Source organism: Pseudomonas sp. Pseusp21, assembly GCF_059492145.1.
This window is the reverse complement of sequence record NZ_CP168520.1, coordinates 1,933,513-1,948,647: the sequence shown is the minus strand read 5'-3', so window position 1 is coordinate 1,948,647 and position 15,135 is coordinate 1,933,513. Positions and strand designations below refer to the sequence as shown.

15 protein-coding genes are annotated in these 15,135 nt (G+C 59.8%); 12 read left to right on the top strand and 3 right to left on the bottom strand.

All coding sequences use genetic code 11. The features are described 5' to 3' along the window. Position 1: 1 nt before the first annotated feature. On the bottom strand, positions 2-1,054 hold the full coding sequence (locus ACEN93_RS08675) for an NAD(P)-dependent alcohol dehydrogenase (protein WP_039770621.1): 1,053 nt from the start codon (positions 1,052-1,054) through the stop codon (positions 2-4). Between the two features lie 191 nt (positions 1,055-1,245). Here ACEN93_RS08675 and ACEN93_RS08670 point away from each other — a divergent pair, with 191 nt between their 5' ends. Next, positions 1,246-2,136, top strand: coding sequence for an AraC family transcriptional regulator (locus ACEN93_RS08670; protein ID WP_011335404.1), 891 nt, complete (start codon positions 1,246-1,248; stop codon positions 2,134-2,136). Between the two features lie 66 nt (positions 2,137-2,202). On the opposite strand, the gene ACEN93_RS08665 is transcribed toward ACEN93_RS08670, so the two are convergent. Continuing rightward, on the bottom strand, positions 2,203-3,867 hold the full coding sequence (locus ACEN93_RS08665) for an electron transfer flavoprotein-ubiquinone oxidoreductase (protein ID WP_039770620.1): 1,665 nt from the start codon (positions 3,865-3,867) through the stop codon (positions 2,203-2,205). A gap of 524 nt (positions 3,868-4,391) precedes the next feature. On the opposite strand from ACEN93_RS08665, the gene ACEN93_RS08660 reads away from it, so the two are divergent. The 10 genes from ACEN93_RS08660 to ACEN93_RS08615 all read left to right on the top strand — a co-directional run bounded on the left by ACEN93_RS08660 (position 4,392) and on the right by ACEN93_RS08615 (position 13,836). Then, positions 4,392-5,141, top strand: coding sequence for an electron transfer flavoprotein subunit beta/FixA family protein (locus ACEN93_RS08660; RefSeq protein WP_007950859.1), 750 nt, complete (start codon positions 4,392-4,394; stop codon positions 5,139-5,141). 2 nt (positions 5,142-5,143) lie between these two features. Next, positions 5,144-6,073 carry an electron transfer flavoprotein subunit alpha/FixB family protein gene (locus ACEN93_RS08655; protein ID WP_007950863.1) on the top strand — a complete coding sequence of 310 codons (930 nt, stop codon included), beginning with the start codon at positions 5,144-5,146 and terminating at the stop codon, positions 6,071-6,073. Positions 6,074-6,154: 81 nt separating this feature from the next. Then, positions 6,155-6,991: a substrate-binding periplasmic protein gene (locus ACEN93_RS08650; protein WP_074688068.1), complete on the top strand. Its 837-nt coding sequence runs from the start codon at positions 6,155-6,157 to the stop codon at positions 6,989-6,991. 9 nt (positions 6,992-7,000) lie between these two features. Then, the gene (locus tag ACEN93_RS08645; protein ID WP_170844868.1) at positions 7,001-7,357 is read left to right on the top strand and encodes a DUF4398 domain-containing protein; all 357 of its coding nucleotides are present in this window, start codon (positions 7,001-7,003) and stop codon (positions 7,355-7,357) included. Further along, complete coding sequence (locus ACEN93_RS08640) at positions 7,354-8,166, top strand: OmpA family protein (protein WP_039770613.1); 813 nt, start codon at positions 7,354-7,356, stop codon at positions 8,164-8,166. The genes ACEN93_RS08645 and ACEN93_RS08640 overlap by 4 nt, the downstream gene beginning before the upstream one ends. Before the next feature lie 201 nt (positions 8,167-8,367). Then, positions 8,368-9,807 carry an aminotransferase-like domain-containing protein gene (locus ACEN93_RS08635; protein ID WP_039770612.1) on the top strand — a complete coding sequence of 480 codons (1,440 nt, stop codon included), beginning with the start codon at positions 8,368-8,370 and terminating at the stop codon, positions 9,805-9,807. Between the two features lie 74 nt (positions 9,808-9,881). Continuing rightward, the gene (locus tag ACEN93_RS08630) at positions 9,882-10,361 is read left to right on the top strand and encodes a hypothetical protein (protein WP_039770611.1); all 480 of its coding nucleotides are present in this window, start codon (positions 9,882-9,884) and stop codon (positions 10,359-10,361) included. 166 nt (positions 10,362-10,527) lie between these two features. After that, the gene (locus ACEN93_RS08625; protein ID WP_007950870.1) at positions 10,528-10,782 is read left to right on the top strand and encodes a YkgJ family cysteine cluster protein; all 255 of its coding nucleotides are present in this window, start codon (positions 10,528-10,530) and stop codon (positions 10,780-10,782) included. 41 nt (positions 10,783-10,823) lie between these two features. Beyond that, entirely contained in the window at positions 10,824-11,429 is a 606-nt protein-coding gene (locus ACEN93_RS08620; RefSeq protein WP_039770609.1) for an START domain-containing protein, read from the top strand. Positions 11,430-11,742: 313 nt separating this feature from the next. Next, positions 11,743-13,836, top strand: a complete 2,094-nt coding sequence (locus tag ACEN93_RS08615; protein WP_074688062.1) for an LTA synthase family protein — start codon at positions 11,743-11,745, stop codon at positions 13,834-13,836. A gap of 61 nt (positions 13,837-13,897) precedes the next feature. Here the strand turns inward: ACEN93_RS08615 and ACEN93_RS08610 are convergent, their stop codons facing one another. Next, a complete protein-coding gene (locus tag ACEN93_RS08610) occupies positions 13,898-14,056 on the bottom strand; it encodes a DUF3309 family protein (RefSeq protein WP_169432680.1) in 159 nt (52 codons plus the stop codon). A gap of 256 nt (positions 14,057-14,312) precedes the next feature. On the opposite strand from ACEN93_RS08610, the gene ACEN93_RS08605 reads away from it, so the two are divergent. Then, positions 14,313-15,128 carry an SDR family oxidoreductase gene (locus ACEN93_RS08605; protein WP_039770605.1) on the top strand — a complete coding sequence of 272 codons (816 nt, stop codon included), beginning with the start codon at positions 14,313-14,315 and terminating at the stop codon, positions 15,126-15,128. Positions 15,129-15,135: the final 7 nt, after the last annotated feature.

Here is a 15,135-nt window from a genome sequence, read left to right as displayed (position 1 = left end):
ATCAGAGCTTCAGAGTCGCCATGTCGATGACGAAGCGATACTTCACATCACCGGCGATCATGCGGGCGTAGGCTTCGTTGATCTGGCGGATGTCGAGCATTTCGATGTCGCAGCTGATGTTGTGCTCAGCGCAGAAATCCAGGACTTCCTGGGTTTCGGCAACGCCACCGATCAACGAGCCGGCCAGTACCCGGCGACCCAATACCAACTTGGCGGCGTGGACCGGCGGATCGATCGGTTCGATCAGCCCCACCAGTATGTGCACACCGTCGAAGCGCAGGGTGTCGAGGTACGGATTCAGATCGTGCTGCACCGGAATCGTGTCGAGCAGGAAGTCGAAACGACCGGCAGCGGCTTTCATCTGCTCTTCGTCGGTGGAGACGATCACGTGATCGGCGCCCTGACGACGACCTTCCTCGGCCTTGCTTGCCGAACGGGTGAACAGCGTCACTTCGGCGCCCATGGCCTTGGCGAACTTGATGCCCATGTGGCCGAGGCCGCCCATGCCGAGAATCCCGACCTTGTCGCCGGCCTTCACGCCGTAGTGCTTGAGCGGCGAGTAGGTGGTGATGCCGGCGCAGAGAATCGGTGCAGCGGCCGCCAGGTTCAGCTTCTCGGGAATGCGCACCACGAAGTGTTCGCTGACCACGATGCTGTCCGAATAACCGCCCATGGTGTTTGTTCCATCGACCCGGTCCGGGGTGGCATAGGTCATGGTCGGGCCTTCGAGGCAGTATTGCTCGAGGTTCGACTGGCAGGCTTCGCAGGTGCGGCAGGAGTCGACCATGCAACCGACGCCAACCAGATCGCCTACCTTGTGTTTAGTGACATTCGCACCAACGGCGGTGACTTTTCCGACGATCTCGTGGCCGGGCATCAACGGGTAAACGGCGATGCCCCATTCGTTGCGCGCCTGGTGGATGTCGGAGTGGCAGACGCCGCAGTACAGGATTTCGATGGCGACGTCGTCGGCCCGAGGGCTGCGGCGTTCGAACTTCATCGGGGCGAGGGGCGTGGTGGCCGTTTGAGCGGCATAGCCGATGGCGGTGTACATGTGAAACCTCGCAAAAGCAGTGACAAGTGAGGCGGCGCATTCTGGGCGCCGTACGCTTGTCCGGCCATGGCGATTCCTCCGGGTGTCATGCCTAATCCTCCGGCATGCGGGGTTGATCGGTCGCATTGGCAAAAGGATCTGCGATGATGCTTTTATCCCTTTTTCCGTGATTTTTTCTGAAGAGCCACCCGATGCAATTGACCCGTCACCTTGATGCCAACGCTACCCTGGTTTCGCTGATCGAACCGCTGGCGCTGCGCGATGGTTACAGCCAGACCGGGCTGCCGGGCGTGCAGGTGTTGCGCGCCAGTTGCGACGTCGCCCGTGGCCCGCACATTTATGAGCCGAGCCTGATGATCATCGCCCAGGGCAGCAAACTGGCGTATCTGGGGCCGCGCACCATGGAGTACGGCGCCGGGCATTACCTGATCCAGGCCTTGCCGGTGCCGTTCGAGTGCGAGACCTATGCGTTGCCGGACGCGCCGTTGCTCGGCGTATCGGTGGCGATCGACCGGGTGCTGCTCGGCGAACTGGTGCTGGCCATGGGGCTGGCGCCGGGGCGGCATATTCCGGCGCAGACCCCAGAGTCGATGACGTCGGTGGTGCTCGACGATGACATGCGTGGTTGTGTCGAACGCTTGCTACGTTGTCTGCACGATCCGCTGGAATGCCAGATTCTCGGCCCGGCGCGGGTGCGGGAGTTGTTGTTCGTCGCGTTGCGCGGACCTCAGGCTGATGTGCTGCGCGCGCTGGTCGAGCAGCAGGGGCAGTTCGCGCGGGTCGCGGCTTCGATCAGTCATCTGCATGCGCATTACACCGAACCGTTGAACGTCGAGACGCTGGCCAGTTGCGCGAACATGAGCGTGTCGACCTTTCATGAGCATTTCAAACGCAGCACGTTGCTGTCGCCGGTGCAGTATCTGAAGCGTTTGCGTTTGTTGAAGGCGCAGACGTTGTTGATCGCCGAAGGACTGGGAGTGGCGCAGGTGGCGCATCGGGTGGGGTATCAGAGCACGTCGCAGTTCAGCCGCGAGTACAAACGTTATTTCGAACGCAGTCCGGGGGATGAGCGCGCGGCTTGATCCTGTACAAATCGCGGGCAACAAAAAGGCCCCCATAAAGGGAGCCTTGATGTTCAGCGGATCGACTTACATGTTCGGGTAGGTCGGACCGCCGGCGCCTTCCGGCGCAACCCAAGTGATGTTCTGCGAAGGGTCCTTGATGTCACAGGTCTTGCAGTGCACGCAGTTCTGGGCGTTGATCTGGAAGCGCTTCTCGCCGTCTTCCTTGGTGATCACTTCATATACACCGGCCGGGCAATAGCGCTGTGCAGGTTCGTCGTACAGCGGCAGGTTCTTGCTCAGCGGGATGGTCGGGTCGGTCAGTTTCAGGTGGCACGGTTGTTCTTCTTCATGGTTGGTACCGGAGATGAACACCGAGCTCAGCTTGTCGAAGCTGATCTTGCCGTCGGGTTTCGGGTAGTCGATCTTCTTGCAGTCGGCCGCGAGCTTGAGGCAGGCGTAGTCCGGCTTGGTGTCGTGCAGGGTGAACGGCAGTTTGCCGCCGAAGATGTTCTGGTCCAGCCAGTTGAAACCGCCGCCGACGATGGCGCCGAACTTGTGGATCGCCGGGCCGAAGTTGCGGCTGGCGAACAGCTCCTCGTAGAGCCAGCTCTTCTTGAAGGCGTCGACGTAGGTGGTCAGTTCTTCGGTGCCGTCCTTTTCTGCGAACAGCGCGTCAGCCACGGATTCAGCGGCGAGCATGCCGGACTTCATCGCGGTGTGGCTGCCCTTGATCTTGGCGAAGTTCAGGGTGCCAAGGTCACAACCGATCAACGCGCCGCCCTTGAAGACCATTTTCGGCAGCGAGTTCAGGCCGCCTTTGCAGATCGCGCGCGCGCCGTAGCTGATGCGCTTGCCGCCTTCCAGATATTGCTTGAGCACCGGGTGATGCTTGAGGCGCTGGAATTCGTCGAACGGCGACAGGTAGGTGTTGCTGTAGGAAAGATCGACGATCAGACCGACCACCACCTGGTTGTTTTCCAGGTGATAGAGGAAGGAGCCGCCGGTGTTCTCGGTGCCCATGATGTCCATCGGCCAACCGGCGGTGTGGACCACCAGGCCTGGCTGGTGTTTGGCCGGGTCGATTTCCCAGATTTCCTTCAGGCCGATGCCGTAGTGCTGGGCGTCGGCTTCGCTGTCCAGGTTATAGCGCTTGATCAGTTGCTTGCCGATATGGCCACGGCAACCTTCGGCGAACAGCGTGTATTTGCCACGCAGTTCCATGCCCGGAGTGTACAGGCCTTCTTTCGGATGACCTTCGCGGTCGACACCGAGGTCGCCGGTGATGATCCCGCGTACCACGCCGTTTTCATCGATCAGCGCTTCCTGAGCGGCGAAGCCCGGGTAGATTTCCACGCCCAGGTTCTCGGCCTGCTGAGCGAGCCAGCGGCACAGGTTGCCGAGGGAAATAATGTAGTTGCCTTCGTTGTGCATGGTCTTGGGCACAAAGAAATCAGGGATTTTTTGCGCGCTTTCGGCGTTTTTCAGCACGAAGATGTCATCGCGGGTGACGGGCGTGTTCAGCGGGGCGCCGAGTTCTTTCCAGTCCGGGAACAGTTCGTTCAGGGCCCGTGGTTCGAATACGGCACCGGACAGGATGTGTGCGCCGACTTCGGAGCCTTTTTCGACCACGCAGACGCTGATTTCCTTACCGGCTTCGGCGGCCTTCTGCTTCAGACGGCAGGCGGCGGACAGGCCAGCGGGGCCGGCACCGACGATGACCACGTCGAATTCCATGTATTCGCGTTCCACAGGCTATCTCCTACTCAAGGCTCAACAGTTTTTTTCTAATTTGGAGGTTCGGTGTCGTATCCGTTATTGCCTTTACGTTAACGTCAAGGGTAATAATGGGCAAACCACCTTTCTCTCTAGGCGGCGCATTATATCTACACCACTCTGAGCGTCCAATACAAACGTTTGTTTGAATCGGCTCCAGCCCAGAGAAATCAAAGAAGCGCGGCTTATGACAGGGCATTTTGGCGTATTGACCAGAATGGGCGTTCCGGTCAAGATACGGGCGGTTTTGCGCTCGCCGTAGGCTGAATGGTGGTTTCAAGAGCACCTCTAAAGACAGGGCGTAGGCGGTAACCGGTGATGCGCAGCGCAGGTTCGGCGCGCAGTTTACACACCGCGAAGCGGCATGACTCGTCGGTCACGACTGACGAACGGTCATCCCGCTCAGCCGGCGTTTTTAGAGGTGCCCTTGTGCCCGATGAGCATCAACCGCCAGGTTCGCCTAGGCGACTTTCTTTTCACCGGAGAGTAACGAGGAATCCATGAAGGTTCTTGTAGCTGTCAAACGCGTTGTGGATTACAACGTCAAGGTTCGCGTCAAGGCGGACAATTCCGGCGTAGACCTCGCCAACGTCAAGATGTCGATGAACCCGTTCTGCGAAATCGCAGTGGAAGAAGCCGTACGCCTGAAAGAAAAAGGCGTTGCGACTGAAATCGTCGTCGTCTCCATCGGCCCGTCCACCGCTCAGGAACAGCTGCGTACCGCACTGGCTCTGGGTGCCGACCGCGCCATCCTCGTCGAATCCGCTGAAGACCTGACTTCCCTGGCCGTGGCCAAGCTGCTCAAGGCCGTGGTCGACAAGGAACAGCCTCAGCTGGTGATCCTGGGCAAACAGGCCATCGACAGCGACAACAACCAGACCGGCCAGATGCTCGCTGCACTGAGCGGCTACGGTCAGGGCACTTTCGCCTCGAAAGTCGAAGTCTCCGGCGACAGCGTTGCCGTGACCCGCGAAATCGACGGCGGCGCGCAGACCGTTTCGCTGAAACTGCCGGCGATCGTCACCACCGACCTGCGTTTGAACGAGCCGCGCTACGCGTCCCTGCCAAACATCATGAAAGCCAAGAAGAAGCCTCTCGAGACGCTGACTCCGGACGCTTTGGGCGTTTCCACCGCCTCCACCAACAAGACCCTGAAAGTCGAAGCGCCGGCTGCACGCAGCGCGGGCATCAAGGTCAAGTCGGTGGCTGAACTGGTCGAGAAACTGAAAAACGAAGCGAAGGTAATCTGATCATGACTATCTTGGTAATCGCCGAACACGACAACAAGGTGCTGGCTCCGGCCACCCTGAACACCGTGGCTGCCGCTGCCAAAATCGGCGGCGACATCCACGTTCTGGTTGCCGGCCAGGGCGCTGGCGCCGTGGCTGAAGCCGCTGCGAAAATCGCGGGCGTGAGCAAAGTCCTGAATGCTGATAATGCCGCTTACGCGCATCAGTTGCCGGAAAACGTTGCTCCTCTGGTGGCCGAACTGGGAGCTGGCTACAGCCACATCCTGGCTGCCGCTACTTCCAACGGCAAAAACATCCTGCCGCGCGTTGCTGCCCAGCTGGACGTTGACCAGATCTCCGAGATCATCTCGGTAGAAAGCGCTGACACCTTCAAGCGCCCGATCTACGCCGGTAACGCCATCGCTACCGTGCAATCGACCGCTGCGATCAAAGTGATCACCGTGCGTGCCACCGGTTTCGACCCGGTCGCCGCTGAAGGTGGATCGGCTGCCGTTGAATCGGTTGCCGCTGCTCACAACGCCGGCACTTCCAGCTTCGTCAGCGAAGAGCTGGCCAAGTCCGATCGTCCTGAGCTGACCGCTGCCAAGATCGTCGTTTCCGGCGGCCGCGGCATGCAGAACGGCGACAACTTCAAACACCTGTACGCCCTGGCCGACAAGCTGGGCGCTGCCGTCGGTGCTTCCCGCGCCGCGGTCGACGCAGGTTTCGTACCGAACGACATGCAGGTCGGTCAGACCGGCAAGATCGTTGCGCCACAGCTGTACATCGCGGTCGGTATCTCCGGCGCGATCCAGCACCTGGCCGGCATGAAAGACTCCAAAGTGATCGTTGCGATCAATAAGGACGAAGAAGCGCCGATCTTCCAGGTGGCCGATTACGGCCTGGTGGCGGATCTGTTCGAAGCCGTACCCGAGCTGGAGAAGCTGGTCTAATCCGGCTGCTTCACTTATAAAGAGCCCGACCTTTTGGTCGGGCTTTTTTTTTGTCCGGGATTTGAGTGGGAGCGTTTCGCCATGGATCTGCATCGTCGGTTGAGCTGCTCGTGGTTGCTGGGGCTGGCATTGTTGCCGGGCTTGTCAGTGGCGGCGGGCAAGTGCGAGCGGCTGGTTGTCACCGGCAGCCCGGATGCGCCGCCATACCTCTGGCAGGATCCGCAGAACCCCAAACAACTGATGGGTGCCAGTGCCGATCTGCTGAAGCAAGTGGCCCAGGAGCTGGGGATCAAAGTCGATCTGCTGTACGCCGGCAAGCGTTCCCAGGCCCTCGACGAAGTGCGCAGCGGACGTATGGACATGCTGGCCGACGCGCCGCTGACCTTCAATGAGCTGGAAAACCTCGACTACATTCACCCGCCGTTGCTGGAAAACGATTACCTGGTGTGGACACGCAAGGGCTCGACGCTGGTTTACAGCGAAGCCAAGGACCTGCACGGGCATACCGGAGGCTTGTCGGAAAAGTCTCGAATGACCCCGGCATTCGGCACTTTCGCCGAGCAGCAATTGACCCTGACCCGTACGGCAAACCTGACACAGGCGTTTCAGAAACTTCTGCTGGGCGAGGTGGAATATGTACTCGCCGGTCGCTACTCAGGCATGGCGGCCGCGCAGGCACTGGGCATGGCCAATGATCTGCTGGCTTTTGAACAACCCATCGACCGCCCCGGTCTGTTCCTGGCGGTTTCGCACAACTCGGCCTGCAACGATCCGTGGTTGCGCGGACAGCTGGCCAAAAAGATGACAGAATTGCCCGCGTCCGGCCTGACGGAAGCCGCGCTGCAACGCAACATCGAGCGCTGGAAGGCGCAGCAGCAACAGCCGCCGCAACCACCTGTCAGCGCCCCAAAACAGTAGGGATTCTTAGTGAGTAATCGACTTCTTTTCGCGGCCATGGCCGTTCTGGTCCTGGCCGGTTGCGCCAGCGATCCGGCACCCAACGAACAAATGCGCCTGACCGAGCAGGCCCTTGAGCAAGCCAAAGCCGTGGGCGCCACCGCCGAAGACGTGCCGGAAATGAAACTGGCCGAGGACAAGTTCAACCGGGCCAAAGGCAGCATGGCGGGTGAGTCTTACAAGAATGCGCGGATGCGCTTCGAACAGGCCGAACTCGACGCGCGCCTGGCGGAAGCCAAAGTCCTGACTCAGAAGAGCGAAGAACAAGTGAACGTGCTCAACACCCGCATCGTCCGACTGCGCAAGCAACTGGGGGATGCCCAATGAGCCTGAAGTCCAAAGCCCTGGGCACTTTGATCCTCGCCGGTTGCGCCAGCCTTTACGGCTGCGCCGGTCAGCACAGCGAATCGGCATTGCAGCAGGCCAGCGCCGACTTCCAGAAGGTCAAGGAAGATTCCAACGTGCTGCGTATCGCGCCGAAAGACGTGATCCGCGCCGGTGAATCCCTGGCCCGTGCCGATCGTCTGTCGACGTACTGGGGCAGCGGCTCGGACGTGGTGCATTACGCCTACCTGAGTCAGCGCTACAGCGAAATCGCCCGTGAGCACACCAACCAGGTCCTCAACGAAGAGCGGGCAGCGAAACTGGAACTTGAACGCCAGCGCCTGCAACTGGCCCTGCGCGAGTCCAAGCTGCTGAGTGTGCAACAGCAGGGCAAATGGCTGGAAGAACAGATCGTTGCACTGGCCACTACCCAAACCGACCGTGGTCTGGTGATGACCCTGGGTGACGTGCTGTTCGACACCGGTGAGGCCGAACTGAAAAACTCGGCGAACCGCGTGGTACTGAAGATCGTACAGTTTCTGCAACTGAACCCGAAACGCGTCGTGCGCATCGAGGGCTACACCGACAGCACCGGCGGCAAGCAGGAAAACCTCAAGTTGTCCCGCGATCGCGCGCAGTCGGTGGCCGACGTGTTGACGGACCTGGGCATCGACGAAAAACGCATTCAGGTCGAAGGTTACGGCGACGAATACCCGGTGGACGCCAATGCTTCCGAACGTGGGCGTGCGCAGAACCGTCGAGTGGAAATCGTGTTCTCCGACGAAAAAGGCCAGCTCGGCGCCGCCCGCTGAGGGTGGCGTTACTGGAAAGCCCGGGCTGTCAGGCAGCACCGGGCTTTTTTACGTCTGTCGATTACCTCACAAAGCAGTACAGATTTAACCGACACAGCACTGTATGGTTGACTAATATGGCAACTGTCCCAGTACACTTCCAAACTGTTCCGGTATTGTTTCACACAAGAATAAAACGCCCGTGAAATCGAGTGCTGCGTCATGACCAATCTCTTGCTCTACCAACGTATTGCTCAACAGCTGGCCGAAGATATCCGCCGTGGCGTCTATCAACCGGGCGAGCGCGTGCCTTCGGTGCGCAAGATGAGTTCGCAGCTCAACGTCAGCCATGCCACGGTGTTGCAGGCTTACGCCAATCTCGAGGATCAGGGCCTGATCCGCGCGCGACCGCAGTCCGGCTACTACGTGCACCAGACTCCCGCACTGACCGCGCCCACACCGGACATTGCCCGGGTGGAACGGCCAGGCCTTGTCACCCGCAGCAGCATCATTCAGCAAGTATTGGTCGAATCCCGTCGTGAAGGCGTGTTCCCGCTGGGTGCGGCGGTGCCGAGTGTCGATTATTTGCCGGTGCGCGCCCTGCATCAGCAGTTGGCCAAGGTCACCCGGTTTCACAGTCCCAGGGCGTTCAGCTACATGTTCAGCCCCGGTTTCGAGCCGCTGCGCCGGCAGGTGGCGATCCGCATGCGCGATGCAGGCGTGGTGGTTGATCCCTCGGAAGTGGTGATCACCCACGGTTGCGTCGATGCATTGCAGATGTCGTTGCGGGTGCTGACTCGCCCCGGCGACCTGATCGCCGCCGAGTCACCGACCTATTACGGCCTGTTGCAATTGGCGGATCTGCTGGGCCTGAAAGTCATCGAGATCCCCAGCGACCCCGCCACCGGCATGAGCCTCGAAGCCCTGCAACTGGCGGCGAACCAATGGTCGATCAAGGCGCTGGTGCTGACCACGCGCCTGAGCAATCCACTCGGCGGCACCATGCCCGAAGAGCGGCAGAAACAACTGCTGCGCCTGGCTTCGGACTTCGATATCCAGATCGTCGAAGACGACATCTACGGCGAGTTGATGTTCGAGCAGGGCCGCACCAAGTCGCTCAAGGCCTACGACCGGCTCGACCGGGTGATCTATTGCTCGAGTTTCTCCAAGACGTTATCGCCCGGTGTGCGCATCGGCTGGATGATCGCCGGCAAGTACCAGCAGGAAATCCAGCGCTTGCAGACTTTCAGCACCCATTCCGCGTGCAGCGTCACCCAAATGGCTATCGCGGCCTACCTGGAAAACGGCGGCTATGACCGGCATTTACGGTACATCCGCCAGGAATACCGGAAAAATCTCAGCGCATTCCAGCTGGCGGTTCAGCAGCACTTTCCCGAAGGCACACAGATGACCCGGCCGACCGGCGGATTCATTCTGTGGGTCAGCCTGCCAGGACGGGTCAACACCCAGGAATTGCACGTGCGGGCGCTGCAACAGGGCATCAGCATTGCGCCGGGGTTGATCTTCAGCAACACCGAGCAATTCAACCACTGCATCCGGTTGAACTGCGGCATCCCGTGGAATCGCGAGGCGGAACGGGCGCTGATGACCCTCGGCATGTTGGCAACGCAGCTCTGCCAGGAGATGGCCGGCGGATTTTGAAACAATGGCGGAGCTTGTCATGTGACGTCCAACAGGCGAGCATATGGCCCTCTGCCGTTAGCTTCGTTGGGTTCATGAAAGCGAAATTTTCTGCCGCCTGGGTTGTGCTCTGCCTGTTGATGATGGGTCATGTGCCTGGTGCGATGGCGGCCGCGGCTCAGGAAAAGACACCGGCCACGGCCACCGCGAAAAAACCGGTCACGGCCAAGAAAACCGTTCCAGCGAAGAAAGCACCGCAGAAAAAGGCTGCTCCCGCCAAGAAGCGCGCCCCGGTAGCCTCCAAGTCGAAATCGGCGAAGGAGGTGGCCAAGACGCCGCTGCCGCCTGCGAAGCTCGATTTGAGCCTGCCGAAAGACATGGTTCAGGAATTGAAGCCTCCCGGTTCCGTGACGCTGCCCAAGCGTGAGCCGATCCTGCCGCAGATGTTCGGCGACAAGAACAGCGGGTTCCAGCTCAACGGCCGTTTGCTCAGCAACGAAATGCAGTTGCAGCTGCGTAACGAAGAGCGCCGCGAAGTCGAGGGCGCGGCGCTGGATTTCGAGTTCAAGCAATAAATCGTCCCCGTCGGTGACCCGCAGACCAGACGCTTTGTCGGAGACTGGTCAGTCACTTTCGTTTCTGCGTAAAAACCCCGGTTCAGGCAATTTAAAACAGCCGTTTAAGCGGTTACCCTGTTCGGCGTCCCTTTAACACATTGCCCGCTGCGAGGAACGCGTCGTCATGAAATGCCGTGAAGGCTGTGGCGCCTGCTGCATTGCCCCTTCCATCAGTTCACCGATTCCAGGCATGCCCGATGGCAAACCTGCCGGTGAACGCTGCGTGCAGTTGTCGGTCGATAACCTGTGCAACATTTTCGGCCGACCGGAACGCCCGGCGGTCTGTTCAGGATTCAAGGCCGATCCCGAAGTCTGCGGCAGCAGCCAGGAAGACGCGATCAGACTGCTCGGCTGGTGGGAGCAGATGACGGCGGCGTGATGTGTCAAACGAACGGAACTTCAACAATAAGGAATAAGACTATGGGTTCGCTGCATCGTATCGCTGTGTTGTGTGGTTTGACTGCCGTGCTGGCCACCTCGGCCGCCCAGGCTGAAGACTGGAAAGTCGCCAAGAACGAGGACGGCATCAAGGTCTCTCTGAGCGAAGTGCCGGGTTCGGACTACAAGTCTTATCAGGGCGTGACCATGATGAAGACCACCATCGCCAAACTGCGCGCCTTGCAGGAAGACGTTTCCGGTGCGTGCGCCTGGATTCACGAGTGCAAGACCCAGAAACTGCTCAAGCACGAAGGCGACCAGAGCTGGACCTACACCCAGTTCAACACGCCATGGCCGGTTACCCCGCGTGATTCCATCCTGCATGTCACCACCGTTGAAGGTGCCGATGGCAGCCTGACCCGTAATCTGGAAGGCGTGCCGAAATACCTGCCTGAAGAAAAGGGCTTTGTGCGGGTCGCTCAGGTCAAAGGCTTCTGGAAGTTCGTGCCAAAGGGCGATCAGGTTGAAGTGACCTATCAGGTTCACACCGAGCCGGGTGGCAGCGTGCCTTCCATGATCGCCAACAAGTTTGTGGTCGACGCACCGTTCAATACCCTGAAAGCCTTGAAAGAACGCGCCGAGAAGTAAACATCGCGTTCATCTGTAAACGCCCCGAAGAACTCGGGGCGTTTTGTTTTGCAGGTTTATTGTGTTTCCGAATATGCGTTGAACGAAATTTTCACAAAGTCTCCAAGACAATTCGCCCGCGCTGTTTGTACCTGTCCCGCCGCGCTGTGCCTTGAATGAAAGTGTCCGGCAGCGGGTACTAATCAATGGCAATGCCGCCGGTGATCGTGCAACATTTGCGCTCCGCGCAAGCCCCGGGGCCTGGAATGGCCAACAGAGGGCAGGGCGCAGCTGAATTTTTGCAACTTCAACTTCCAATGGGTCCTAAAACGACATGGCAAACCCGGACGCCCTGAGTCAGCAGCGATCTTCCAGTCGCCTGCTGCAACCGACCGTCAAATCGCATCTGGCCTACACGCTTCTGTGCGCGCTGGTCATGATGGTGATGTTTTCCGTGCTGCGCCTCGCGCTGCTGGTCTACAACCGCGAGATGATCCTCGACACCCCGGCCTCGACTTTCCTCGAAGCCTTCGCCAACGGCCTGCGCTTCGATATTCGCCTGGTGGTGTACGTCTGCATTCCGCTGGTGCTGGCGCTGTTCAGTGCCCGGGCCATGGCGGCGCGCGGGTTCTTCCGTCTGTGGCTGACCGTTGCTTCGAGCATCGCGCTGTTCCTCGGCCTGATGGAGATGGACTTCTATCGCGAGTTCCACCAGCGCCTCAACGGCCTGGTGTTCCAGTACGTGAAAGAAGACCCGAAAACCGTGATGAGCATGCTCTGGTACGGTTTCCCGGTGGTGCGCTACCTGCTGGCGTGGGCCGTGGGCACGCTGATCCTGACCCTGGCGTTCAAGGGCGCCGATCGTCTGACCCGTCCGCGTGGCCCGTTCAGCGGCGGTAACGTCGGCACCCGTCAAGTGGCGCCATGGTATGCGCGTCTGGCGGTATTTGTGGTGTGCCTGCTGATCTGCGTGGTCGCCGCTCGCGGCACCCTGCGTCAAGGCCCGCCGCTGCGCTGGGGTGACGTGTACACCACCGATTCGAACTTCGCCAACCAGCTCGGCCTCAACGGCACGCTGTCGCTGATCGCGGCGGCCAAGGACCGGATGGGCGAGGATCGTGACAACATCTGGAAAGCCACGCTGCCGCAGGATCAGGCGCAGAAAGTGGTGCGCGAGATGCTGGTGATGCCGGACGACAAACTGGTGGATGCCGATATCGCCGCCGTGCGTCGTGAATACACGCCGCCTGCCGACAAGACCCTGCCGATCAAGAACGTCGTCGTGATCCTGATGGAAAGCATGGCCGGTCACTCGGTGGGCGCACTGGGCGCGCCGGGCAACATCACGCCGTACCTCGACAAGCTGTCGAAGGAAGGCCTGCTGTTCGACCGCTTCTTCTCCAACGGCACGCATACCCACCAGGGCATGTTCGCCACCATGGCGTGCTTCCCGAACCTGCCGGGTTTCGAATACCTGATGCAGACCCCGGAAGGCAGCCACAAGCTGTCCGGCCTGCCGCAGTTGCTCAGCGCTCGCGACTATGACGACGTGTACGTCTACAACGGTGACTTTGCCTGGGACAACCAGTCCGGTTTCTTCAGCAACCAGGGCATGACCAACTTCGTCGGCCGCAACGACTTCGTCAACCCGGTGTTCTCCGATCCGACCTGGGGCGTGTCCGACCAGGACATGTTCGACCGTGGTCTGGTGGAGCTCAAGGCGCGGGAAAACGGCAAGCCGTTCTACGCGCTGCTGCAGACCCTGTCCAACCACACGCCGTACGCCTTGCCGACGCCGTTGCCGGTCGAGCGCGTCACTGACCGTGGCCCGCTCAACGAGCACCTGACCGCCATGCGTTACGCGGACTGGGCGCTGGGCCAGTTCTTCGAGAAGGCCCGCAAGGAGCCGTACTTCAAGGAAACCCTGTTCGTCATCGTCGGCGACCACGGCTTCGGCAACGAGCGTCAGATCACCGAAATGGATCTGGGCCGCTTCAACGTGCCGATGCTGATGATCGCACCGGGCATCCAGGAAAAATTCGGTACCCGTGACCACACCGTGGGCACTCAGATCGACATCGTACCGACCATCATGGGTCGCCTCGGTGGGGAAGTGCGCCATCAGTGCTGGGGCCGCGATCTGCTGAACCTGCCGCAGGGTGACACCGGTTTCGGTGTGATCAAACCGTCGGGCAGCGAGCAGACTACTGCCATCGTCACCGCTGACCAGATCCTGGTGCTGCCGAAAGAGAAGGAAATGGCGCCGAAGATCTATCAATACGAACTGGGTGCAAACCCGCACGCCGAAGTGGTACCGGATGCACCGCGCACTGCCGAGCTGAAACTCAAGCTCGAAGCGTTCCTGCAAACGGCCACCAAGAGCCTGATCGACAACACCGCCGGTGTGGTTAACGGCAAGCCGGACTGATCAGTCGGCACAATAAAAAAGAGGCCCTTCACAGGGCCTCTTTTTTTTGTCGGTCAAACAGTCATATCCGACCGAGTAACAACAGCACCAACAGGACTACCAGCACTACGCCGATAATGCCCGAAGGGCCATAACCCCAACTTCTGGAGTGCGGGAAGACCGGCAGACCACCGATCAGCAACAGGATCAGGATGATGATTAGAATTGTGCCCATGTCTATTTCCTTGTTGATAGTGTCTGTGAAGTCTTGGTGTTCAAGGGCAGCTGGAAGTTGAACTAAATCCAGCCGGCTTACAAATTCCGACTGGTGCGCATGAAAGAAAATTCAATGTTTTTTTAAGGTATTTGGCTCGCTCGCTTATTTCGTTTGTTGTCGCGGTTTGCCCTCGCCATTCAGCAATCTGATGGAGCGTGGGTCGCTGCGTATCCTTCGCTACACTCCGCGCATCTTCCCCGGAACAACAAGGCTGTCTGCTATGCAAAATCGCATGATGATCACTGGCGCGGGCTCTGGCCTGGGTCGCGAAATCGCGCTGCGCTGGGCGCGTGAAGGCTGGCAACTGGCCTTGTCCGACGTCAGCGAGCCCGGTTTGCAAGAGACCCTGAAATTGGTTCGCGAGGCCGGTGGCGACGGCTTCATCCAGCGCTGCGACGTGCGCGATTACAGCCAGCTGACGGCGTTCGCCCAGGCCTGCGAAGTGAAACTTGGCGGCATCGACATCATCGTCAACAACGCCGGTGTGGCCTCGGGCGGTTTCTTCAGCGAGCTGTCGCTGGAAGACTGGGACTGGCAGATCGCGATCAACCTGATGGGCGTGGTCAAGGGCTGCAAGGCGTTCCTGCCGCTGTTGGAGCAGAGCAAGGGCAAGATCATCAACATCGCCTCGATGGCCGCGCTGATGCAGGGCCCGGCGATGAGCAACTACAACGTGGCCAAGGCCGGAGTGGTGGCGCTGTCGGAAAGCCTGTTGATCGAACTGGCCCAGCAGGAAATCGGTGTGCATGTGGTCTGCCCGTCGTTCTTCCAGACCAATCTGCTGGATTCTTTCCGTGGCCCGACACCGGCGATGAAAGCCCAGGTCGGCAAGTTGCTGGAAAGTTCGCCAATTACCGCCAGTGACATTGCCGATTACATCTACAAGCAGGTCGCAGCCGGCGAGTTCATGATCCTGCCCCACGAACAAGGGCGCATGGCCTGGGCGCTCAAACAGAAGAATCCGCAGTTGCTGTACAACGAAATGACCGCGATGGCGGAAAAGATGCGCGCCAAGGCCAAACAGAACAACGGCTGAACTTGCC